The sequence below is a fragment of the Corynebacterium sp. ES2730-CONJ genome (assembly GCF_024834055.1).
Classification (GTDB): Bacteria; Actinomycetota; Actinomycetes; order Mycobacteriales; family Mycobacteriaceae; genus Corynebacterium.
On the sequence record NZ_JANUXZ010000001.1, the window covers coordinates 148,552 to 171,602 of the forward strand.

19 protein-coding genes are annotated in these 23,051 nt (G+C 53.7%); all 19 read right to left on the reverse strand.

Annotation, left to right across the window (positions count from 1 at the left end; genetic code table 11):
- Positions 1 to 94: 94 nt before the first annotated feature.
- Positions 95 to 1,099, reverse strand: a complete 1,005-nt coding sequence (gap, locus tag NXS13_RS00675; protein WP_259076798.1) for a type I glyceraldehyde-3-phosphate dehydrogenase — start codon at positions 1,097 to 1,099, stop codon at positions 95 to 97.
- Between the two features lie 435 nt (positions 1,100 to 1,534).
- The gene (gene whiA, locus NXS13_RS00680) at positions 1,535 to 2,521 is read right to left on the reverse strand and encodes a DNA-binding protein WhiA (protein ID WP_259076796.1); all 987 of its coding nucleotides are present in this window, start codon (positions 2,519 to 2,521) and stop codon (positions 1,535 to 1,537) included.
- 94 nt (positions 2,522 to 2,615) lie between these two features.
- Positions 2,616 to 3,623, reverse strand: a complete 1,008-nt coding sequence (yvcK, locus tag NXS13_RS00685; protein WP_259076781.1) for a uridine diphosphate-N-acetylglucosamine-binding protein YvcK — start codon at positions 3,621 to 3,623, stop codon at positions 2,616 to 2,618.
- A gap of 9 nt (positions 3,624 to 3,632) precedes the next feature.
- Positions 3,633 to 4,520, reverse strand: a complete 888-nt coding sequence (rapZ, locus tag NXS13_RS00690; protein ID WP_259157778.1) for an RNase adapter RapZ — start codon at positions 4,518 to 4,520, stop codon at positions 3,633 to 3,635.
- Positions 4,521 to 4,576: 56 nt separating this feature from the next.
- Positions 4,577 to 6,598, reverse strand: a complete 2,022-nt coding sequence (gene uvrC / locus NXS13_RS00695; protein ID WP_259076776.1) for an excinuclease ABC subunit UvrC — start codon at positions 6,596 to 6,598, stop codon at positions 4,577 to 4,579.
- A gap of 2 nt (positions 6,599 to 6,600) precedes the next feature.
- On the reverse strand, positions 6,601 to 7,101 hold the full coding sequence (locus NXS13_RS00700; RefSeq protein WP_259076772.1) for a PH domain-containing protein: 501 nt from the start codon (positions 7,099 to 7,101) through the stop codon (positions 6,601 to 6,603).
- A gap of 167 nt (positions 7,102 to 7,268) precedes the next feature.
- Positions 7,269 to 7,901: a riboflavin synthase gene (locus NXS13_RS00705; RefSeq protein ID WP_259076759.1), complete on the reverse strand. Its 633-nt coding sequence runs from the start codon at positions 7,899 to 7,901 to the stop codon at positions 7,269 to 7,271.
- Positions 7,902 to 8,011: 110 nt separating this feature from the next.
- Positions 8,012 to 8,695 (reverse strand): ribulose-phosphate 3-epimerase, encoded by a 684-nt coding sequence (gene rpe / locus NXS13_RS00710; RefSeq protein ID WP_259076749.1) that lies wholly within the window; start codon positions 8,693 to 8,695, stop codon positions 8,012 to 8,014.
- A 31-nt stretch (positions 8,696 to 8,726) separates the two neighbouring features.
- Complete coding sequence (locus NXS13_RS00715; RefSeq protein ID WP_259076747.1) at positions 8,727 to 10,220, reverse strand: RsmB/NOP family class I SAM-dependent RNA methyltransferase; 1,494 nt, start codon at positions 10,218 to 10,220, stop codon at positions 8,727 to 8,729.
- Complete coding sequence (gene fmt, locus NXS13_RS00720; protein WP_259157777.1) at positions 10,217 to 11,161, reverse strand: methionyl-tRNA formyltransferase; 945 nt, start codon at positions 11,159 to 11,161, stop codon at positions 10,217 to 10,219. Before fmt ends, NXS13_RS00715 begins: the two co-directional genes overlap by 4 nt.
- A gap of 137 nt (positions 11,162 to 11,298) precedes the next feature.
- Positions 11,299 to 13,362, reverse strand: a complete 2,064-nt coding sequence (locus NXS13_RS00725) for a primosomal protein N' (RefSeq protein ID WP_259289227.1) — start codon at positions 13,360 to 13,362, stop codon at positions 11,299 to 11,301.
- A 36-nt stretch (positions 13,363 to 13,398) separates the two neighbouring features.
- Positions 13,399 to 14,640, reverse strand: coding sequence for a methionine adenosyltransferase (metK, locus tag NXS13_RS00730; protein WP_259076739.1), 1,242 nt, complete (start codon positions 14,638 to 14,640; stop codon positions 13,399 to 13,401).
- A 125-nt stretch (positions 14,641 to 14,765) separates the two neighbouring features.
- On the reverse strand, positions 14,766 to 16,016 hold the full coding sequence (gene coaBC / locus NXS13_RS00735) for a bifunctional phosphopantothenoylcysteine decarboxylase/phosphopantothenate--cysteine ligase CoaBC (RefSeq protein WP_259076737.1): 1,251 nt from the start codon (positions 16,014 to 16,016) through the stop codon (positions 14,766 to 14,768).
- Positions 16,017 to 16,164: 148 nt separating this feature from the next.
- Complete coding sequence (rpoZ, locus tag NXS13_RS00740) at positions 16,165 to 16,443, reverse strand: DNA-directed RNA polymerase subunit omega (RefSeq protein WP_259076734.1); 279 nt, start codon at positions 16,441 to 16,443, stop codon at positions 16,165 to 16,167.
- 115 nt (positions 16,444 to 16,558) lie between these two features.
- Positions 16,559 to 17,128: a guanylate kinase gene (gene gmk / locus NXS13_RS00745; RefSeq protein WP_259076730.1), complete on the reverse strand. Its 570-nt coding sequence runs from the start codon at positions 17,126 to 17,128 to the stop codon at positions 16,559 to 16,561.
- 4 nt (positions 17,129 to 17,132) lie between these two features.
- Positions 17,133 to 17,456 (reverse strand): integration host factor, actinobacterial type, encoded by a 324-nt coding sequence (gene mihF, locus NXS13_RS00750; protein WP_259076728.1) that lies wholly within the window; start codon positions 17,454 to 17,456, stop codon positions 17,133 to 17,135.
- A gap of 248 nt (positions 17,457 to 17,704) precedes the next feature.
- Positions 17,705 to 18,550 (reverse strand): orotidine-5'-phosphate decarboxylase, encoded by an 846-nt coding sequence (pyrF, locus tag NXS13_RS00755; protein ID WP_396124691.1) that lies wholly within the window; start codon positions 18,548 to 18,550, stop codon positions 17,705 to 17,707.
- Entirely contained in the window at positions 18,537 to 21,896 is a 3,360-nt protein-coding gene (gene carB, locus NXS13_RS00760; RefSeq protein ID WP_259076726.1) for a carbamoyl-phosphate synthase large subunit, read from the reverse strand. The genes pyrF and carB overlap by 14 nt, the downstream gene beginning before the upstream one ends.
- Positions 21,897 to 21,913: 17 nt before the next feature.
- Entirely contained in the window at positions 21,914 to 23,044 is a 1,131-nt protein-coding gene (gene carA / locus NXS13_RS00765) for a glutamine-hydrolyzing carbamoyl-phosphate synthase small subunit (protein ID WP_259077099.1), read from the reverse strand.
- Positions 23,045 to 23,051: the final 7 nt, after the last annotated feature.

A 23,051-nucleotide genomic window follows, 5' to 3' on the forward strand; every position in this document is an offset into this window, starting at 1 on the left:
AGCCCCTACCGTGAGGTAAGTGCCGGGACTTTCACTAGTCTGTGCCGCTAGAGGTACTATGACGATGACTCACGAGCGGCTCAGATCACGTTTCTTAGAGGCGCTCGCCCACGTACTCGGTGAGAGCAACAAGCTGGTTGGAGTAGCCCCACTCGTTGTCGTACCAAGAAACAACCTTCACCTGGTCGCCGATGACCTTGGTCAGACCGGAATCGAAGATGGAAGGGGAAGGGTGGGTAACGATATCAGTGGATACCAAAGGCTCATCACTGTAGGTAAGAGCACCCTTGAGCGCGCCCTCAGCGGCCTTCTTCACGATCTCATTGACTTCTTCAACGCTGGTCTCGCGGGAAGCGGTGAAGGTCAAGTCGGTAGCGGAACCAGTGATAACTGGAACGCGCATTGCAAAGCCGTCAAGTTTGCCTTTGAGCTCTGGGAGAACCAAGGCAACAGCCTTGGCTGCACCGGTGGAGGTAGGCACGATATTCACGGCTGCAGCGCGGGCACGGCGCAAGTCGCTGTGAGGTGCATCGTGGATGCGCTGATCACCGGTATAAGCGTGGATGGTGGTCATGAGACCCTTTTCAATGCCAAGACCATCATTAAGGGCCTTAGCAAGAGGTGCCAGGCAGTTAGTGGTGCAGGATGCGTTGGAGATGATGTGATGGTTCGCAGGATCGTAGTCGGTGTGGTTGACACCAACAACGAAGGTTGCATCTTCGTTCTTTGCTGGAGCGGAGATGATAACCTTCTTCGCTCCGGCCTCGAGGTGAGCCTTCGCTGCATCAGCGTTGGTGAAGAAACCAGTGGACTCGATAACGATGTCAACGTTGAGGTCGCCCCATTTGAGGTTCTTTGGATCGCGCTCTGCAGTGACAACGATCTTGTGGCCATCTACGGTGATGGACTCGTCGTCGAAAGCGACCTCTTTACCCAAGCGGCCTAGAACGGAGTCGTTCTTGAGCAGGTGAGAAAGGGTCTTGTTATCGGTCAGGTCGTTAACTGCTACAACCTCGATATCGGCGCCGCGCGCCTCAATGGCACGGAAGAAGTTGCGGCCAATACGACCGAAGCCGTTAATACCAACACGAATAGTCACTGATTATCTCCTTGAAAAAGTAGAAATACTTGTTTTGTCCGACATATGAGTTCGAAGCTGAGTTAGATCCCGTATGGGAATTTCTCACTTACGCAAATGCTTCGAAAGCTTTGTGCCGTCACCTTTACAGTGTAGCGAGTTATGGGTCTTTGCGCACGGATGATTTCATCGAGCGTATAGCGGCCATTTCGGCTTCTCTGCCATCTTTGGGGGTACTTTCCTGCGATATAACCCCTGAAAATCGAGAATCCGGTTCTCAAAAACCACATAGCTAGGCATGTCTACCCCCAAAGGTGCCACCCCTATCCCATAGTTCATAACAATCGTATGTGGGATTCCCACTTCTTTAGTGAGGCCGGGTGAATATGGTCACACCGCTATCTCATGCGAAGAGAATGAGGATCGGACTTCGTGAAAAAGATAGTCCAATAACAGCTATAGCTCGTCCAGTAGCTCCTCGGTAACCGCGGTCAGGGTATTGGGAAGACCAAGTTCCTCTGCGCGTTTGTCAGCCATGGATAAGAGCCGCCTGATTCGACCGGCCACTGCATCTTTGGTCATTTGGGGATCAGCAAGCCTCCCTAGCTCCTCCAATGAAGCTTGGCGGTGTCTCACCCTCAGTAAGCCTGCTTCTGCAAGATGGTCGGGAACATCGTCCCCTAAGATCGCCATGGCTCGTTCTACCCGGGCAGCCGCCGCCACTGCGGCACGCGCTGAGCGACGGAGATTGGCATCGTCGAAATTGGCCAGTCTATTCCCGGTTGGGCGAGCGTCCAAGCGCTGACGTTTTTGGTCCCACTGGATGCGACTGGAATGAGCGCCAAGCCGCGATAGCAGTGCCGAAATGGCCTCGCCGTCGCGAATAGTTACTTTCTCCTGTCCCCGTGACTCTTTAGTCTTTGCGGTTATGCCAAAACGCCTCGCACACCCAGCCAAAGCCAGGGATGCCTCTTGTCCGGGGGCAGCGATCTCTAAACCGCTGCTGCGCCCTGGGTCGCCTAGCGTGCCCGCAGCCAGGAAAGCTCCTCGCCATGCCGCCTCTTGGTCTGTGACCGCCCCTGCAATGACTTGGGGTGGTAGACCAACAACGGTATGTCCTGAGCGAGTGACGAGTCCCACGCGCCGGATGAGCTTATCAGCATCCTCGCTTATTCTCAGCAAGTATTTGGGGGCTTTCCTTGAGGAATGCGCACCTAGTTCCATCAGGGAAACGTGGTTTCCAAATAGATCCTCGATCTCTTCCTTGACGCGGCGCGCCACGCAGAGCGCATCGAGCTCTATCTCTACGACGATATGATGCGGAAGGTGCTCGATTGTCCCCGCCAAACGTATAACGGCTGCGATTTCGGCAATGCGTGAGCTTCGCCGAGTGACCGTCACAGTGCACAGTTCTTGCTTTATCTGAGCGCTTAGTCCGGTCATACGACACACCTTCTTTTCCAGTGATCTCTATAATTGGGCGGCCAGCATTCACCTCGACTCATCAGGATTGGCTGCTCGCCAAGGAGATATTGTACTAGCTGTGGCGAGAATGGAGAGTTCCCTCCCCCTCACCCGCCCGATCTGAATACTCCTGTCGCAGTGCAGCTGCCAATTTCCGGGGGTCGTGACGTGAAGTATAAGCCCCCCTATAGTCTGCTTCTCTTAGATCGTAGAATTTTAATTGTGCTCCTATGCTCTCAGCAGCACGCTCGAGGTGAGTGCGATCAGCTTGTGTACCCAATGCAGAGGAATCAGCAATAACGATATCGGCGCTAAAGTTCTGCGCATGCTGTCGCATAATATGCAAGTGTCGTTCCGCACTAAAGCCGGCTGTCTCCCCTGGTTCGGCATCCAAATTGAGTATGACGATACGGAGCGCGGAGCTTTGATTAATGGCTTCCACCATCTCAGGAACAAGCAAATGCGGCAAGACCGAGGAAAACCAAGATCCAGGTCCCAAAGTAATCACATCGGCCTGCTCCACTGCGCAAAGTGCTTCAATGCATGCCGACGGCTTATCGGGGATAAGCCGCACTCGGCGCACCTGGCCCACAGTGGTGGCAACAGCTACTTGCCCCCGCACTTCGCGCATAATTCTTGGATCCGATTCCAGCCCTTGGACCTCCGCCTCGATATCAAGTGGTTGATCAGCAAGCGGTAGTACGCGACCCTCCGCTCGTATCATCTCAGCAACGGCATCGAGAGCCGCCACTTCGGAACCGAGCACGTCATAAAGACCAGAGATGAGCATATTGCCCACTGCGTGTCCTGCTAACGCTCCGTGCCCTCCAAAGCGGTGCTGTAGAGTTTCCTCCCACAGTTTTCCCCGCTCATCGTTTGGAGCAAGAGCTGCGAGAGCCATCCGCAGATCCCCTGGAGGTATTTGACCAAGTTCGCGGCGGATTCGACCAGAAGATCCTCCGTCGTCTGCGACGGTTACGATCGCAGTGATTTGGTGCGGGCTAAGTTGGCGCACCGCGCGTAGGGTTTGGAAGAGGCCATGGCCGCCGCCGAAACTTGCCACTCGAGTATCAAAAAACATTAGTCCAGCCTAGTGGCGATCGATATCGCGATGGCTAACGGTGATATCAAGATCGTCGATAGCACTGAGCCGCCGCCCGATCTCCTCCGCGATGGCAACTGAGCGGTGATGTCCACCAGTACATCCGATCGATACAGTGATAAAACGCTTGCCTTCATGGGCGAAGCCCTCGCGCATATCCACGAGCATGCGGAAAAAATTGTCGAGAAATTCTTCTGCTGCCGGTTGACTCAGAACATATCGGGCTACTGGCGCATCGATACCTCGGAACGGCCGCAACTCCGGAACCCAGAACGGGTTGGGCAGGAAGCGGACGTCCACCATGATATCGGTATCTCGTGGGGTGCCGTGCTTGAAGCCGAAGGATTGAACGGTAATATGCTGTTTTTGGCCAGAGAAATCCGAGAAGTTTGGCTCGATTGATCGGCGCAAGTCATGTACTGAGAGATCAGAGGTATCGATAACGACATCAGCGGATTCCTTGATGGTGGCGATGAGTTCGCGTTCGCGCTCAATGCCGACCAGTAGAGTGCCGCTGCCTTGGAGGGGATGGGTACGACGCAAGTTATCAAAACGCTTGATGAGCACATCGTCACGCGCATCCATGAACATGACCAGCGGTTGCAGTCCCTTTTTCTTCAACTCATCGATGACTTCATCGAGGCCAAAAGAGAAGTCAAGAGACCGCACATCTGAAACTATTGCGAGCTTATTGACAGGGGAGCTATCTCGCGCGCAGAATTCCACCAAATTGACTAGCAATTGTGGAGGTATATTTTGGGTGACGTACCAGCCCATATCCTCGAGCACTCGAGCTGCCGATGATAGTCCGGCTCCCGACATCCCCGTAATAATGACCGGTGGGTACTCAGGATTAGCTATAGAGTCAGTGTGCATACCAAAGATTATAACGGTCTCAGAAGCTTCCGCGGGCTTAAAGCTGGATGCGGGGATCAGGAATCTTTATGCAAGGCTTGGAAAACCTGAGCCGCAAGTGCTGGGCCGAATCCCTTAACCTCACGGATTTCTTCTTCGGTTGCAGCCTTTAATTTTTTAACGCTGCCAAAATGTTTAACTAGTTGAGAACGTCGATAGGTTCCTAACCCTGGAATATCGTCCAACTCACTCCGGCGCATACGAGTACTGCGCTGCTGTCGGTGAAAAGTTATAGCGAAGCGGTGGGCTTCATCGCGTAACTGTTGAATGAGGAAGAGCGCTGCGGAATTTCGTGGCAGAATGAGCGGGTACTCCTCCTGGGGTATCCACACTTCTTCTAGACGTTTTGCGATTCCAATCACTGCCACATCGGTTATCCCTAATTCATCAAGGACAGCCTGGGCTGCGTTGACTTGAGGGAGGCCGCCGTCGACGACGAAAAGCTGAGGCGCATAGGCAAAGCGCTGACCCTGGTCCTCGTTCAATTCCTCATCGCTGAAAACATCGCTAGTGTCCTCGGGCATGGCACGCTTATCTTCTTGATAGCGCAGGAATCTACGCCGTGTTACCTCGGCTATTGAGGCGACATCATTAGAATGTCCATCCCCCGCTGCCTCTTTAATTTTATAGCGTCGATAGTCGGATTTCTTCGGTAGACCATCTTCGAAAACTACGAGAGAAGCTACAACATCTGTGCCCTGGATATGGGAGATATCGGTGCATTCAATGCGTAGCGGTGCTTGTTCGAGGAAGAGTGCATCCTGGATCTCTTGAAGGGCTGCCGATCGAGCTGTGAGATCACCGACGCGTTTGATTTTATGTTGCTTCAGTGCTTCCTCAGCATTGCGTTCAACTGTTGTCATCAACGTGCGCTTATCACCGCGTTGTGGAATTCGGATATCGACGCCACTACCCCTTAGATCCTCGAGAAAAGCACGGGTGTGATCCACATCCGCGGGTGGAATCTGTACTAGCACCTGGCGTGGTACTACGTCTCCAGGGCGCCGTGCCGCATGATCAGAATTGTGCGATTGCTGATCAACACCGCGCCTGATGATTTTCTTCTCAGATTCGAGCGTATAGCTTTCCTGCTCGAGCGCTTGTGAATAAAATTGGATGAGGAAATTTTGCATAACTTCGCGCAACTCCGCCTCTGTATCATCGGTGCGGTCTACCACCCATCCCCGTTGACCGCGCACCCTGCCCTGGCGCACGTGGAAGAGTTGAATGGCGGCGGCGAGAGGATCGTGTGCAAGGGCTATAACATCGGCATCGGTGCCATCGCTGAGCACGATTGCCTGCTGTTCGGTGATTTTATTGACTGCCCCCAGGTCGTCACGCAACCTGGCCGCCTTCTCAAAGTCGAGCTCTTCAGCTGCTGCGAGCATCTCCCGTTCTATTCGTTTAACCACTGAGTCGGTACTGCCAGACATAAAGCTCACTAGACCATTAACGATCGCACGGTGCTCCGCTTCATCGACCTTCCCTGTGCACGGCGCACTGCATTTATCGATATAGCCCAACAAACATGGACGGCCCAGCGATTCGTGGCGTTGGAACACTCCCTTGGTGCACGTGCGCATGGGAAAAACGCGAGTCAAAAGATCTAAGGTTTCCCGCACCGCCCACGCGTGGGAAAAGGGCCCGAAATACCTAATTCCCTTTCGTTGCGGGCCGCGGTAGAAAAACGCTCGGGGAAAGCGTTCACCGACGCTGACCGCCAACACTGGGTAGGACTTATCATCTCGGTACTTAATGTTGAACTGCGGGTCGAATTTTTTAATCCACGTATATTCCAGTTGTAGCGCCTCAACCTCGCTACCGACGACTGTCCATTCCACTGCCGCTGCAGTGGTGACCATTTGGCGAGTACGTGGATGTAGCTGAGAAAGATCTTGAAAATAGTTGCTCAGACGGTTACGGAGATTCTTAGCTTTCCCGACGTAGATCACCCGCCGATTGGGGTCGAGAAATTTATAGACGCCCGGCTCGCTTGGGATGGTCCCTTTGGCCGGGCGGTAGCTAGCTGGATCTGCCACTCTTAATCTTCCGGCATGAATTTAGCCTCAAGGGCGCGGAACTTCTCTACCGCGTCGACAGAACGCAGGCCATCGGCCTTGAGAATGGCCCAAATGGGAACGTATTCGAAGTCTGGTAACTCGAGACGCGCCATCCATGCTCGTTGAGGGATGTCCAGACCGTAAATGACTGCCCACGGATAAAATTGAGTGCCAATGAAATTGCGGACCTCCACCCCATCTTCGTTTGCACGTAGCCGAGGCCGTGAGAGTGCGATATAGATTACTGTGGCAAAAACGCAGCCAACGAGAAAATATCCTATCTGATCAATGAGGGTAACGGCCGCTCCGGTGTCTCCGACGGCAACGATAAAGGCCAAAAAGGTATGCAGCGCTACGGTAATCAGGGAAAATACGATGGCGTATAGTCGCATTTTGCCGCTGGATATATCAAGCATCCACGGCTTGGTGGTGGTAAGAGCCGCATCTGCTGCCACATAGTTCTGGAGCGTGCGCTCATTCATGCTGGTGGGCTTTTTTTCTTCCACTGCTCCCCTACTTTTCTGATCACAGTCGTCGTAGTGGCCATTCAATATGTTTCATAGAAGCATAGCTAATGATCCTGGACGATATCTTCCACTGGGGATTATACCGATATTTCAAAGGGTGCTTGGTAACCCAGGCTACTGGCTTAACCCTCTCCACCCATATCAAGTGCAATCTCCGAAGCTAGTACGGTGGGGCTACGGAGCTCTTTGAAGCGCGCGAGATACTTGCCCACTATATTAAATTCCACGTTAACGATATCGCCGGCGACAACCTTGGCCAGATTATTGGGTGTTGTCGGTACCGCTACCTCAAAGAATTCTGGGCCTAGCTGTTCGACGGCCAAACTGGTGCCGTTCAAAGCTACCGATCCCTTGAGAACCAGATATTTCGCACAGCCGACGGGAATGCCGAACCTCAGAATGTCACCGCTATGACCTTTGACCCGCGTTCTCAGCGTGCTCACGGTGTCGATGTGCCCTTCGACTATATGTCCTTCAAGTCGTGCATGCGCGTGCAGTGGGCGTTCAAGGTTAACGTGGGCCCCTCGTAGGAGGCGCCCTAAATTGCTGTGATCTAAGGTGTGCGTGGTGATATCACTCACCCAACCGCTCTCCCCAAGCGATTTGATGGCTAGACCCACACCATTTACGGCGATGATCGCGCCATTATCGGCATCACTAAGAACCTTTTGTGCGGCGAATTCAATCTCGGTGCAGTGGTCGCCTTTGCGAATATCTTTTACAATTCCCACTTCTTCGATGATTCCAGTGAACACGAACGGTTCTTCTTCCCATAGCAGATAGCCACGACCCAAGTCACAACCCTAAATATCTAACCTTAATCGATCGACGAGTCTGGTTTGGGGTTTTTAGCAGCTAACCACGTTTAGCTATTGGTTGCAGCTCGAGTAGCTAGTTCTCTGAGGTGAGCTACAACCGCGTGCGGGTTTGGAGAGCCAAAAACTGCAGAGCCGGCTACAAAAGCATCGCAACCTGCGGCGGCTGCCTGCTCGATCGTATCGGTTCCAATGCCGCCGTCGATCTCTATGAGTGTGGAGAGATTGCGATGGGTGATTTCCTTTCTTAACTGCCGGACCTTCTCCAATTGCTCTGGCATAAACGACTGGCCTCCGAAGCCTGGCTCAACGCTCATCACTAATACAAGGTCGAATTCGGCGAGTACGTCTATATACGGCGTTAGGTCCGTCCCTGGGCGTAGGGAAAATCCTGCCCTGACCCCGCGGCTGCGAATATGACGCGCTAGTGCCACAGGGTCATGTGTTGCTTCCACATGAAAGATGACGCACGCGGCGCCCGCATCGATATAGGAGTCTACCCACTTCTCAGGTTCCTCAATCATCAGGTGAACGTCGAGTTCTTGCGAAGTGAGCTGGTGCACGGTTTCTGTGACCATCGGACCAAACGAAAGATTAGGAACGAAGTGACCATCCATAATATCGACGTGGATCCAGTCAGCATTGGATACCGTCTTAATGTCCTTGGCCAGGTGGGCGAAATCAGCAGCCAGAATGGATGGGGCAATAATGGCGCGGGATTCTAAATCACTCATGCCCCCATCGTAGTCGCTTCTGTTGAATGCGTTAGTTCTTCCTTAATACAGCGAAGAACATGGCATCTGTGCCATGTCGATGTGGCCACATCTGTACAGACAACTCATCTCCAGTCTGCTCCATACCGAGAGCAAACGGGTGAGCATCGCACTCTGTCACCGGGAGTTTTTCTACCGCCTTGTCGACGATGGCGCGAGTTTCGCGGAGATCAGGAGAGCAAGTGGAATACACCACTACTCCACCTGGCCGCACTAAGGTAATCGCCGATTCCAGCAACTCATACTGCAAGGTAGAAAGTTGGGTGATATCCGCTTCTTGTTTGCGCCACCGTGCTTCGGGGCGACGCCTGAGAGCACCCAAACCGGAACAAGGAGCATCGACGAGAATGCGATCGAAGCCTGGTTGCAGTCCAGAGTCTCGACCATCAGCGGTATGAACCGTCACCGGTAGATTGCGCACAGTTTGGGCCACTAACTGGGCACGGTGTGGCTGTAGTTCTACTGCGTCTACACGAGCCCCCTCCATACGTGCGAGGCTCGCGATCAGTGCAGTCTTTCCCCCCGGACCGGCGCATAAGTCTGCCCACCGGCCGGTGTCGTCGCCTTCTAATTCAGCCTCTACCAAGGCTCTAGCAATAAGCTGCGAACCTTCGTCCTGGACTGCTGCAAGTCCTTCCCTGACTGGTTCGAGACGTCCCGGATCACCTGATTTTAGATAAACGGCATAGGGGGAATATTTCCCGATCTCTCCCCCAGTTATAGCAGCCAATTCCTCCGCAGAGATCTCACCGGGACGCGCCACAAGGTGCACTGTAGGACGCAAGGAATCAGCATGAAGCGCCTCCTCTAATTCTCCTAAACCGAGAATTTCAGCGAAGCTTCGCGCGATCCATTCAGGATGTGCATGACGAAAAGCAATCGCCTCTAATTCGCCGTGAGGTGTCAGCGATTCCAGCAACTTTTCTTTATCTTTTCGGGAGATATGGCGCAAAATCGCATTACTAAAGCCTTTGGCTTTCTCCTGCCCGATAGCCCCTACGAGCGTGACAGTGGAGTCAACTGCGGCATAGGGGTCAACCCTGGTGTAGAGGAGTTGGTAGGTTCCGAGCCGCAGAGCGGCCAAAACGCCCTTGTCGATCTCTGGCAGCGGGCGTGAAGAGCAATGCGCGATCACGGCATCGACGACCCCTTGTACGCGGAGTAATCCATAGGTCAACTCCGTGGCGAAAGCGGCGTCGCGGCGCTTCAAGCGGTAGTCACGCAGTAGTTGCGGAAGAGCCAGGTTCGCGTATGCCCCTTCCTCGTTGACGCGGTAAATAATATCGAAGGCCACCGCGCGGGCGAGGTCGACGTTCAGCAGATCATGTGGGTCTCCACCGGGAGTGTAGTAAAAACGTGACGAGCTTTTCTCATAGGTTTTGCTGCGCTGTGATCGCGGGCTCTGAGAGTCCGATGAGGGCGGGACAGCTTGGATGCCCTTCTTAGCGTTGGAACGGGAGCGAAAGCCACCAGCCGAAAATGTCATTGCATAACCAACCCTTCTGTAGTACTCAAACCCCGCGCCCAGTCAGCAGCGTTCATCATTTTTTTGCCCGGCGCTTGAACTTCAGTCAAAGCCACACTACCTGAACCGGTTCCTACCAGAACTCGTCTCTTCTCGATCAGAAGCTCCCCGGGCGCCAATGAATAAGCCGCATGGTCCTCGCAGAGATGCACGCGCCCAAGTTTTATCCTGTCGGCGCCCAGCATTGTCCAAGGCCCGGGCGTTGGAAGATGGGCTCGGATATGTCTATCGATATGCGCAGCGCTGAGTGTCCAATCGACCCGAGCGTTAGCAACGTTGATCTTGGCCGCATGTGTTACAGAACCTTCCTGGGGTTTCAGCAGCGCCGTACCCGAGGCTAACTGATCCACCGACGAGACGAGGAGATCCGCTCCCAGATCGCTAAGGTGAGCCAATAACTCTCCCGCCGTCTCAGTACCGATCATGGGGTATTCCACGGTGTCGATGAGCGCACCAGTATCAAGTCCCTCATCGATCCTAAACGTGCTTGCTCCAGTTAGTCGATCACCGGCAGCAATAGCAGCTTGAACGGGGGCTGCTCCGCGCCACCGAGGTAGCAGGGAGAAGTGGAGATTGATAAAACCGAAAGGTACCGCATCCAGCAGATCACTGGGGATCATATTTCCGTAAGCAACGACAGGGACACAGTCTGGATTGAGTCGCGATAACGCTGCGCGAAATTCATCTCCATCTTCGGTTCCCGCTTTCAGCGTATGCGGCCGTAGCACTTCTATGCCGTTGTCAATAGCAAGCTGCGCCACCGGTGAAGGATGAAGGGCACGCCCTCGTCCTTGGCGAGCGTCAGGTCGGGTCAGGACAGCCACAACCTCGTGATCTGAGGCAATAAGTTTTTCTAAGGCTCCGACCGCGGGCTCTGGGGTCCCTGCGAAAATTAGACGCATATAGTTTTTCTTTCTGTACTGGCGAGGACTTTTCCACATTTAGCTTGTATTTTCTGCTCCCTACTATAAGCGACTCGAAATCCTTTGCAGAAAAATAGCGTGAGCTCTCGAGCTAGAGAGCACCAGGAGAGATAGGCTTAGCCAATCCGGAGAGGATCCACTTGAATGCGCAGGGGTAATGTTTGCTTCTTGAGTGCCCTCGCATATGCGGCTTTGGAGAGCGCCCTGCCAAGCTCGTCCTTGGGGAAAAGAGGAGCTCGAATAAGAATCCGCTGTGGTGGACCGAAGGAATCCTGATCATATTCACCGGGTAAACTCTGTCCAGGTGGCAGATCCACAGGTCCTAAAACTACGGCGGATGGTGGCAGTTCGACGATTCTCAAAAATTGTTCCACGGCACCCGCAGCGCCATCAATGGCTGCCATATGAACGGCAGGGGGCAAATTTACTTCGGAGCGTTCGGCTAATTCTCGAGCCGCGTGCCCAGGGGCATCCCACCTGATCAAATGCTGCACAACGGCTAAGCCTGGGTCCGCAACGATCACAACCTCTCCCCCATGCCGACCGGGAATGACCAAGCTGGAGGCGGACATCCAAGATTTAAAAGCCTCCTCGGTGGCCCGCAGATCTTGCCGCCCTAGGAGTGACCATGTATCCAATAACACCGCTGCTCCATAGCCGAGACCGTCAACGGTCGGCTCCGCCCCCGGTGTGGCAATAACGATGGCTGGCTTGTCTACGACGGTGGCGAGTATATTTTTCCCTCCCGACGTTCGGATTGGCGTCTGTGGGAAAGCTAGTCCGAATTCTTCAGCAGTCCTTTCTTGCCCTAAGACGACTGCGCGTAGCTGTTGTTTGCCACATTCCATACATCGATAATTCGGTTCTTGGCGGCCACACCACTTACATTCCGGAACCGCTGCAGCAACCGGATGGTGCCTGTCCGACGGTGTGAGGGCACGAGGATGCATCCGAGAGTTAGAAATTCCTAATGGTCCGTTGCACCCTCGACAGCGGGCGGGATGCCTACAATTGCCGCAACTGAGAACAGGAATATAGCCTTTTCTAGGTACCTGAACAAGAGCAGGAAGCCCTTTCTCTAGACTGGAGCGGATCGCTTGGAAGGCACTACTGGGTAGACGAGAGTTGCGGGCATAGCGGTCGCGTTCGAGAGCGAGATCGGTATCCGCGCTGGCATGTATTCTTGGCATCGAGCGCCTAATAACTTCACGGGGAGCACTCAGATCGTGAACCCAGCCTGATTCCACGAGCAACTGGCTTTCGGCGGTTCGTGTCCACCCAGCGAGGATGAGTGACGCTTTTTCTTGAGCTGATCGAGTAGTTAAAACTTCGCGGGCGTGTATATAGGGAGCACGCGGGTCGACGAGATTCTCATCACCATCATCCTTTAATATAATCAGCGATAATTTATTAACCGGTGCAAAAGCCGCACTCCGAGTACCTATGACTAAGCGGCCTTGGCCGTGCAGGACCGAGAGAAAGCGGCGGTATCGCGCCTGCTTACCTAAGGATGACGTAAGAATAGTAATTTGCTTGGTTCCAACAAGGGTACGCAGAGCCTTCTCAAGGCGGTCCACGTCACGCTGGTGTGGCACCACGATGAGTGCCCCTCGCCCCTCGAGTGCGACTTTTACCGCTAGATTGGCCATAGCTAGCGCCCAGTCCTCCTGGGGCGCAAATTGCCATGCTGCCCGAGCTATTTTCTGAGCGAGTACCGCATCGACGAAACTAGTTCCGTGAGAGTATTTAGCGAATGCGCTCAGGTCAGGCTCGCTAACCTCACCGCAGTCTTCCCATGCTGTTGTGGTATCAGAAGTTTCAGCTGCTGCATGGCGGCTCGGAATGGCAGCACGTATGAGATCGCTGGTGATCCCCCCATATCGCGCTGCTAAGGCGGCAATTAAGGCTCGCAACTTCTCGGTGTACACAACCTCGGGAGAAATCACTCGCTCGAGCCATTTCAGTTCTCCTGGGTGATCGGGGTCAGAAACGCGGTCGATTACCACCGCGTTAACTAGGCGGTGAGCAAATCGGACCCTTACCATGACCCCTGGCTGGCAGTCTTCGGATTGTTCAGCGTCGATACGATACTCGAATATTCGGTCGAGTTGAGATAGCCCCAATAAAGGCAAAACCCGCGCCACCGGAGCATAGGGTGCTGGTTCGCGAGTTTTAGCCATAGTAGAAATATATACGATAGGTGCGACGCTCGGCTGTTAGGCTCGGGCTGCTAGAATTCGGTTTGCCACCTCGGAGAGTTGATCAACCCGATCAAGCCTTTCCCATGGAAGATCCAGATCCTCACGGCCGAAATGACCGTAGGCTGCTGTCTGCCGGTAGATTGGGCGCAGCAGATCGAGGTCGTGGATGATGGCGGCGGGTCTGAGATCGAAAACCTCCGTTACTGCATATTGGATATCTGCATCGCTGAGTCCGTTGAGAGCCGTTCCGAATGTCTCGACGTATAATCCTACTGGGTTAGCTCGGCCGATTGCATAGGCTACCTGCACTTCTGCCCGTCGAGCCAAGCCCGCTGCCACAATATTCTTAGCAACCCATCGCATGGCATAGGCCGCAGACCGGTCAACCTTACTGGGATCTTTACCCGAGAAAGCTCCACCACCATGGCGAGCCATGCCACCGTAGGTATCAACGATAATTTTGCGCCCCGTCAGACCTGCATCCCCCATGGGGCCGCCGATAACAAAGGACCCCGAGGGGTTTACCAGTACTTTCTTATCCGCGGTTGTGATCAACTGATCGAGCTGGGTTTCTGCAATCACCCAGTCGATGACATGGGTCGTGATCTGTTCGGCCAGCCATTCCTGCGTAATCTCAGGATCGTGTTGCGCCGATACCACAACCGTGTCAAGTGCCACTGGACGATCGTTTTCGTCATAAGCGAGTGTTACTTGAGTCTTACCATCGGGTCTCAGGTGTCCTACGATTGATTCCTTTCGCACCTGGGTAAGGCGTCGCGCAAGTCGATGCGCTAAGTAAATCGGCAACGGCATATAATCGGGAGTTTCGTCTGAGGCGTATCCAAACATCAGACCTTGATCGCCCGCTCCAGCTTGATCATTTTGATCTTCAATTTCGCCGCTCCGCGCTTCTTGTGACACTGAGACCGAGCCGCCAATTTCTGGACTTTGCTCGCCGATGGCTATATTGACGCCGCAGGTACTTCCGTCGAAGCCTACATGAGAGGATACGAAGCCAATCTCTCTGAGCGTAGAGCGAACTAGGGTGGCAATATCAACATAGGACTGGGTTCGTACTTCCCCCACCACGTGGACCTGTCCAGTGGTGACGAGTGTTTCCACTGCAACGCGAGAATCCTTGTCGCTAGCGAGCATGGCATCGAGAATGCCATCCGAGATGGCATCACAGATTTTATCTGGGTGCCCCTCAGTCACGGATTCACTTGTGAAGTACCGAAGTGCGGTGGTCTCAGACATATAATTTTCCTCTAGTTCAATTTTAGGGGCCTATGCGTCGGCCTTTACTTTTACATAGGATCGCGTCACACATAGCTTCAGCGATGCGAATGAACTCACCCTAATATAGACCAAGCTGTCTAAAATCACAAAGACCTGGTCTCCAGATGGGACTCGACGCTGTCGAGAATGGCTGAGGCAATAACGGCCTTGGATGCCTGGGCTAACTCACTCGTATGCCCGTCGCGGTGCAAGATATAACCAGCATTTGTTGTTTGACCGAATACTTTCCCGCTCCCAACTTCGTTGAGCATCATCAGGTCACAGCCTTTTTTAGCCAGTTTGCGCAGCCCGTAGTCTAGCGCTGTATATGTGCTATCACCGGTTTCTGCAGCAAAACCCACTATAACAAGCGATTGCGGTAGGGTGCCTTGGTCGCGCTGCTCCACCACCGAGGCCAGAATATCGGGATTCTCAACCATCTCGATGGTGGTTAGCCGTGCGGCCGCAGAGCCGTCTTTTTTTAATTTTGTTGTCGCCAGCTGAGCTGGGCGATAGTCCGAGACCGCCGCTGCCATGATGAGCACATCCGCATCTGCTAACTCTTCAGTTAATGCCTGATGCATATCGAGCGCAGATTCCACGATGATCAGGCGGGCACCGGCGGGCACTGGTAGTTCTTGGGTATTGCCAGCGATGATCACCACGTTGGCGCCGCGCTGGGCGGCAATCTCGCCCAAAGCATAGCCTTGACGCCCGGAGGAATGGTTGCTGATGAACCGCACTGGATCGATGGCCTCTTTAGTCCCCCCCGCTGTGATGACGATTTTCCGGTTAACTAAGCTCTGCTCGAGGTGAACCCCGGCACCAACACTGCGTGCGAGCTCGGCGATTTGGAGCGGCTCCAGCAATCGCCCCGGACCTGAGTCCTTACCTGTCAACCGTCCATGGGCTGGATTGAGCACGACGTAACCACGAGATCGCAGCACCGCGACATTGTCGACAGTGGCGGCATTCTCCCACATCTCGGTATGCATGGCAGGAGCAAAGACCACTGGGCATGTGGAAACTAAAATGGTAGCTGCGAGCAAATCATCAGCTCGGCCACTAGCAACCCGAGCCAGCAAATCAGCTGTTGCTGGCGCTACGATGATCAGATCCGCCTGCTGGCCAATGCGTATATGCTGGACACCAGCGACATTTTCAAAAACTGAGGTAGCTACGGGATTACCACTGAGCGCCTCGAAGGTGGCTGAGCCGACAAATTGCAAAGCGGCCTCAGTAGGAACCACGATGACATCGTCCCCACATTCCTTGAAATGACGAATCAAGGCACATGCCTTATAGGCAGCTATGCCTCCGGCGACGCCAATGACGATGGTGCGCGGTGTACTCACCTAAAATCCTCTCGCTTGGATATCCACGATCTTCTATTAAATTAGATGGCTGCGATAGTGGTCAATAATAACCGAAAGCACCTCCGACAAAATCTGCCGAAGGTGCTAGCTGGCGGAAGCCGCTGAGAACTCCCCACAGCGGAATCGTCTAGCCTTCCTCGTGGTCAAGAAGTCCAGATTCAATTTCTCGCAGAGCGATTGATAGTGGCTTTTCTTGGTGCTCCGGAGTGACTAGAGGCCCAACAAATTCGAACACTCCCTCGTCTTCCTGCTGAAAGTAGGAGTTAATTTGGCGGGCACGTTTGGCCGCAAATATGACAAGGGCGTATTTGGAAGATACCCGTCCGAGCAGCTCATCGATAGGAGGTGCCGTAATGCCCGTAGGCTTGTCGTAGACGCCCTGATTTTTCTCGTTAGCGTTGCTCACGTTAGTTTCTCTTCACCTTCATTGTGTTGATAAATTTTCCCTGCCCTGCACTTAGATTAGCCGGCTTGGGTATTGCATACAAAAAGTACTCAGCCTGAGCAGTCAGGCATGATACTCAGCTTCGAAAGATGCGCACCAGCCGAGTAACCGCTTCTTCGAGGTCGTCGTTAACAACAATATGGCGGAATTCGTGCTGCGCTTCCATCTCTACCCGGGCGGTCTCTAAGCGCCGATTGACGGCAGCTTCATCTTCGGTGCCACGACTAGTAAGGCGCTCAACAAGTGTGTCCCAACTAGGTGGGGCCAAAAATACAGATTCAGCCTCAGGCATCATAGCCACTACGTTGCGCGCCCCTACGAGGTCGACCTCGATGAGAACAGGGCGTCCGGCTGCAAGCGCGTTCTTGACGGGTTGAGCAGGAGTCCCGGAGCGCTGCAATCCTCCATGGATATCAGCCCACTCCAGCATTTCACCCTTGTCGATGCACTCTTGGAAGTACTCAGCAGTGACAAAGAAGTAGTCCCTGCCATCCTGCTCGCCAGGGCGAGGCCCCCGTGTTGTCATCGATACGGAAAAATAAAGGTCGGGTAGTTCCTCGCGCAGCCTTTTCACCACCGTGGATTTGCCCACTGCGGAGGGACCGAGCAAAACAACCAACCGACCACGGGCGCTGGCGCCACTCATGTGATTAATCCTCGGAGAATCCGAAACGCTCCAGGAGCGCACGGCGCTGACGATCGCCGAGACCACGTAGACGACGCGTCTGAGCAATTTCGAGCTCTTCCATGATTTCCTTGGCCTTGACCTTACCAACCTTGGGCAGGGACTCCAACAGCGCAGAAACCTTGGTCTTTCCGATAATTTCGTTCTCGGAAGCCTTCTCGAGGACTTCCTTCAAAGTGATGTCGCCGCGCTTGAGTTCTTCCTTGAGCTTAGCGCGAGCTTTACGTGCTTCTGCAGCCTTTGCCAGGGCTTCTTTACGCTGCTCGTTGGTCAACTGTGGGAGTGCCACGTTGGAGCCTCCAAATCGTTAGGGAAATACTGGATTAAAATTCTTGTAGTGCGCCTTTGCACAGATCACGCAAAGGCTCATGCGAAAATCTACCACAAAATATTTGTATTACAACGTTGAAATTAATAATGCTGTTCTGCCCGCTTCACGGTAATTTGCAAATCTTCTGGTACTACCCTATTTCTCGGTTAAAACCGCAGGTCAACAACGTGTAGACCTGCGGTCTGAATAAACCCTCTGAACTGGTGTTATGAGAATTCCTCAGCACATTTTCGAGCCTCGTCGCGGAGTTTGCTAGCACTCGGCCCATATCTGAGGATCGCCCGCGAGATATTAGGGAAACTTAAATCGGTTACCCCCTTTGTAATGCGAGCAACATCACTCGCCTGTGCTCCCTGAGCACCCACTCCCGGGAGCAAAACTGGCCCGTTGAACTCACTGAGATCAGGAGGGTTATCCACTGTTGCTCCAATAACCACGCCGATATCACCCACGGAGTGAGTATGGTGCTGGTTATTGACTGATGCGGCCGCGTTAACGATCTGTTGGGAAACCCTAACGCCGTGGGCGTCACAGTGGTTTTGAAGGTGTCGAGCCTCTGGGTTGCTTGTTGCAGCCAGGACGAAAAGGCCGCCCTTATGGTGGTGAGCGAGCTCGATAACAGGCTGGAGAGAGCCAAAACCTAGATATGGGGAGACCGTTACGGAATCGGTTCCCAGCGGCGAGGAGGGATCCAACCACGCCCGAGCATATCCTGCCATAGTGGAACCAATATCGCCTCGTTTGGCGTCGGCAAGCACTAGAGTTCCAGCCTGCCTAAGCTCACTCAGAACAGTTTCTAGCACCGAGATACCAGCAGCTCCGAAAGCCTCGTAGAAGGCAACTTGAGGCTTGATCAAAGCCACATGGCCGGCGAAGGCTTCAACGCAGATCTCAGAGAATTTCTCGATACCAGATGGGGAGTACTCTAAACTCCACGCGCTCAGTAACTCAGGGTGTGGGTCGATCCCCACACATAAACGGCCCCACCGTCGCCCCGCTTCACGCAACCGGTAACCAAAACCAGCACCTTGTTCCATATCAATTGGATTCATGGCGGCCCACTGCGTGATCAAGTTCTTGCAAAGCTCGCACCGAGAGAGTGCCGCGACGTCTAGCCTCTATCCCCTGCACTGCCGCCGTGACGCCTTGAACAGTGGTCACTAATGCAACACCTGCACCCACTGCGGCGACACGAATCTCATAGCCATCGTGAAGAGCCCCTGCGGATCCCGCTGGAGTATTGAGAATAAGGTCTACCTTGCCCTCGTGAATTAAGTCCACAATCGACTTACGTCCTTCGTAGCCTGGCTGGTCTACTTCGGAGCGTTTGAGCACCTGCTCGCATTCAACGCCATTACGGCGCAACATGGCTGCGGTACCAGAGGTGGCTAAAAGTTTGAATCCGAGGGATGCTAAACGCTGAATTGGGAAAATCAGGGTTCGCTTATCGCGGTTGGCAACTGACACGAAAACGGTACCCTGAGTTGGTAGCGCTCCGAAGGCTGCTTGCTCAGCTTTGGCGTAGGCCGCACCGAAATTATCAGCCAGTCCCATCACCTCACCCGTGGACTTCATCTCGGGAGAGAGCAAGGTATCGAGCATGGTGCCATCGGGGCGCCTAAAGCGAGTAAAGGGAAGCACCGCCTCCTTCACTGCGATTGGGCTTTCTAAGGGGAGCGATCCACCATCATGGTCGGTAGGGATCATTCCCTCTTCTTGCAGCTCCGCGATGCTAGCACCTGTCATGATTCGTGCCGCCGCTTTGGCTAGATGGACCCCGGTTGCTTTTGATACGAAGGGCACTGTACGAGAGGCACGTGGATTGGCTTCGATGACGTACAAAATATCGTCCTTCAGAGCGAACTGAACATTCATCAATCCCTTGACCCCAATCCCATGGGCAAGGGCCGTCGTGGAACGTCGCACATTTTCGATATCCTCGGCACCCAAAGTCATTGGCGGGAGAGCACAGGCCGAATCACCAGAGTGAATTCCAGCCTCCTCGATATGCTCCATAACACCTGCTAGATAGACATTCTCGCCATCACACAAAGCGTCAACGTCGATTTCGATAGCATTATCTAGGAAGCGGTCTACGAGAACAGGATGATCGTTCGTAATTTCCGTGGCTCGGTCTATATAGCTCTCGAGAGATTTTTCATCGTAGACGATTTCCATACCTCGCCCGCCCAGTACATACGAAGGGCGCACAAGTACGGGATAACCAATTTCGGCGGCTACCGCGCGGGCTTCCTTAAAGGAGGTTGCGGTACCGAATTCCGGAGCTGGTAGTTCCGCTTTTCGCAAGACTTCGCCAAACTCGCCGCGATCCTCCGCGAGATCGATAGCCTCGGGGCTGGTGCCGATAACGGGAACCCCAGCATCGCGTAGTTGGGCCGCGAGACCCAGAGGAGTTTGACCCCCCAGTTGCACGATCACACCTGCAACGGTGCCCGACTGGGACTCAGCATGGTAAACCTCCATAACGTCTTCGAAGGTCAGTGGCTCAAAGTATAGCCGGTCGGCCGTATCGTAGTCTGTGGAAACAGTCTCCGGATTGCAATTGATCATCACGGTTTCGTAGCCCACCCGTGATAATTCAAGAGCCGCGTGCACACAGGAATAGTCAAACTCAATACCCTGGCCGATGCGGTTCGGGCCGGAGCCCAAGATGATAATTTTCGGCTTTTCCCTCTGTGGGCTCACCTCGGACTCGGCGGCTGGATCGAGTTCATATGCCGAATAATAATACGGGGTCTGGGCCTCAAATTCTGCCGCGCAGGTATCAACAGTTTTGAACACCGGACGAATTCCTAGCGACCAACGCAAGCGGCGAATCCCCGCCTCACCAGCGAATTCTGGTCGCAACTGGGCAATCTGACGGTCGGAGAGGCCATAGAACTTAGCTCGGCGCAACAAGTCTTCTGACAGAGTTTTTGCGGCGATCATTTCTTCGCGGAAATCTACTAGTGATTTCAATTCACCCAGGAACCACGGATCTATTCCGGACTTTTCGTGAACCTGCGCGATTGTGGCACCAAGACGAAGCGCCAATTCCGCGTCATATAAACGGCCTTCGGTCGGACGAACGAGGTCCTCGAGGACGGCCTGGAGGTCTCGGGCGCGATCGCCGGCGAATACTTCATCGTCTACGGCCCAAAAGCCAGCCTGCTTATTTTCCAAAGACCGCATGACCTTTCCTAAGGCTGCGATATAATTGCGCCCGAGACTCATGGCTTCGCCTACGGATTTCATGGTGGTCGTAAGCGTATCGTCGGATCCTACGAATTTCTCGAATGCAAAGCGAGGAGCCTTAACGACCACATAATCTAAGGTAGGTTCGAAAGCTGCTGGCGTTACCTTGGTGATATCATTATCGATCTCATCGAGGGTATAACCAATGGCTAATTTGGCTGCTATTTTGGCAATAGGAAATCCCGTTGCCTTCGAGGCCAATGCCGAGGATCGCGACACTCTGGGATTCATCTCGATGGTGATCAGGCGCCCATCCTTTGGATTGAGCGCGAACTGGATATTACATCCACCAGTATCAACACCCACTTCGCGGATGATTGCGATACCCTGATCGCGCATTTTCTGGAATTCGCGGTCGGTCAAAGTCATGGCGGGGGCCACCGTCACGGAGTCACCTGTGTGCACACCGAGAGCATCGACATTCTCAATCGAACAAACAACAACGACGTTATCGGCGCTGTCACGCATCAATTCGAGCTCATATTCTTTCCATCCCAGGATGGATTCTTCGATCAACACATTGGCCTCAGGAGATGCAGCTAGGCCGCCACCGGCTATACGCTCAAGATCGTCCTCGTTATAAGCCAAACCAGAACCTAAACCACCCATAGTAAAGGAGGGTCGCACAACGACAGGGAGACCAAGTTCTGCAACGGTTTCATGCACTTGTTCCATATTGTGGCAGACTCGTGAACGGGCAGACTCTCCGCCAATCTTCGCTACAATATCTTTGAATTTCTGACGGTCTTCACCCCGTTCGATGGCTGCTATATCAGCGCCGATGAGCTCAACACCGTATGCGTCGAAGGAACCGCGCCGATCTAGCGCGATGGCGGCATTCAGCGCAGTTTGGCCTCCGAGGGTCGCCAGCACTGCATCGATGGGGTGTCCTTGAGCACGCTCTTTTTCGAAGATCGCCTCTATATATTCGGGTTCAATCGGCTCAACGTAGGTATGATCGGCAAACTCTGGGTCGGTCATAATCGTGGCCGGATTAGAATTAACCAGGCTAACTCTCAAGCCCTCGTCCTTTAAAACGCGGCAGGCTTGGGTGCCCGAGTAGTCAAATTCGCAGGCTTGACCAATGACGATTGGACCTGATCCGATAACCAGGACGTGCTTGATATCTTGGCGTTTTGGCATTGTACGCTTCCTCCTGGTTAGTTTTTCTGCTGCGCTGCCATCACGGCAACGAATTGGTCAAAAAGCGGCTGGGCATCCGTGGGGCCGGCTGCGGCCTCGGGGTGATACTGCACAGAAAAAGCGCGGCCATTGACAAGAGCTACACCCTCAACAGTGCCGTCGTTTAAGCACGTATGTGTTATCTGCGCTCGTCCAAAGGGGGTATCGAAACTTTCACCCGGTGACCCCTTTAGAGCGAATCCGTGATTCTGGGAGGTGATATCGATCTTGCCGGTGAGGTGATTAAGAACGGGAACATTGATACCCCGGTGACCGAACTTCAATTTATATGTCTCAAGTCCCAGCGCACGGCCGAGGATTTGATTCCCGAAACATATGCCAAAGAGAGGTATTTCGTGTTTGAGGATCTCTTTGACAATTCCGACCATGATATCTGCGGTAGCAGGGTCCCCTGGTCCATTGGAGATAAAAATACCGTCAGGCTGATGGGCCATAATATCTGCAAAGGAAGTATTAGCTGGAACAACAACAGTTTTAATACCGCGGCGGGCAAAATTACGTGGTGTATTCGATTTGATACCCATATCGTAGGCAACCACCGTAAACTGGGGGTCTCCCTCACTATCCACGGTATACACATCATCGGTACTGACTTGCTCCGCCAGGCTCTGCCCAACCATCTCAGGTTGGGATTTGACGATCTGGATGAGTTCGTCAAGTGGCTTGTCGGCATCGTCACCGGAGAAGATACCAGCCGTCAATGAACCGAAATGCCGTAGATGCCGCACTATGGCACGGGTATCGACGCCCTGGATACCCACGATATTCTGAGCGACCATTTCCTCTTCCAGGGAACGACGAGCACGCCAGCTGGAAACGGTGGTGGAGAGATCGCGAATCACGAGACCAGCGACCCAAATGCGGTCATCGCGAGATTCACCGTCTTCGTCATTCCACCCAGTATTTCCAATCTGAGGGGCGGTGGTCACCACGATCTGTCGATGATAAGAAGGATCTGTCATGGTCTCCTGATATCCGGTCATCGCAGTGGTGAAGACCGCTTCACCTAAAGTGCGGCCAAGAGATCCGAAGCTTAAGCCGCGGAAAACCTTGCCGTCAGCTAGAACAAGGAGCGCTGGGGTGCGCATAGGGTTA

Coding starts and splice junctions, on each gene's coding strand:
- fmt (WP_259157777.1), bottom strand. CDS start 11,161: ATGCGTCTAATTTTCGCAGGGACCCCAGAGCCCGCGGTCGGAGCCTTA.
- rapZ (WP_259157778.1), bottom strand. CDS start 4,520: ATGCACACTGACTCTATAGCTAATCCTGAGTACCCACCGGTCATTATT.
- NXS13_RS00725 (WP_259289227.1), bottom strand. CDS start 13,362: ATGGCTAAAACTCGCGAACCAGCACCCTATGCTCCGGTGGCGCGGGTT.
- rpe (WP_259076749.1), bottom strand. CDS start 8,695: ATGAGTGATTTAGAATCCCGCGCCATTATTGCCCCATCCATTCTGGCT.
- NXS13_RS00700 (WP_259076772.1), bottom strand. CDS start 7,101: ATGAATGAGCGCACGCTCCAGAACTATGTGGCAGCAGATGCGGCTCTT.
- yvcK (WP_259076781.1), bottom strand. CDS start 3,623: ATGTTTTTTGATACTCGAGTGGCAAGTTTCGGCGGCGGCCATGGCCTC.
- pyrF (WP_396124691.1), bottom strand. CDS start 18,550: ATGAATCCAATTGATATGGAACAAGGTGCTGGTTTTGGTTACCGGTTG.
- carB (WP_259076726.1), bottom strand. CDS start 21,896: ATGCCAAAACGCCAAGATATCAAGCACGTCCTGGTTATCGGATCAGGT.
- gmk (WP_259076730.1), bottom strand. CDS start 17,128: ATGAGTGGCGCCAGCGCCCGTGGTCGGTTGGTTGTTTTGCTCGGTCCC.
- carA (WP_259077099.1), bottom strand. CDS start 23,044: ATGCGCACCCCAGCGCTCCTTGTTCTAGCTGACGGCAAGGTTTTCCGC.
- metK (WP_259076739.1), bottom strand. CDS start 14,640: ATGTCTGAGACCACCGCACTTCGGTACTTCACAAGTGAATCCGTGACT.
- NXS13_RS00715 (WP_259076747.1), bottom strand. CDS start 10,220: ATGACATTTTCGGCTGGTGGCTTTCGCTCCCGTTCCAACGCTAAGAAG.
- whiA (WP_259076796.1), bottom strand. CDS start 2,521: ATGACCGGACTAAGCGCTCAGATAAAGCAAGAACTGTGCACTGTGACG.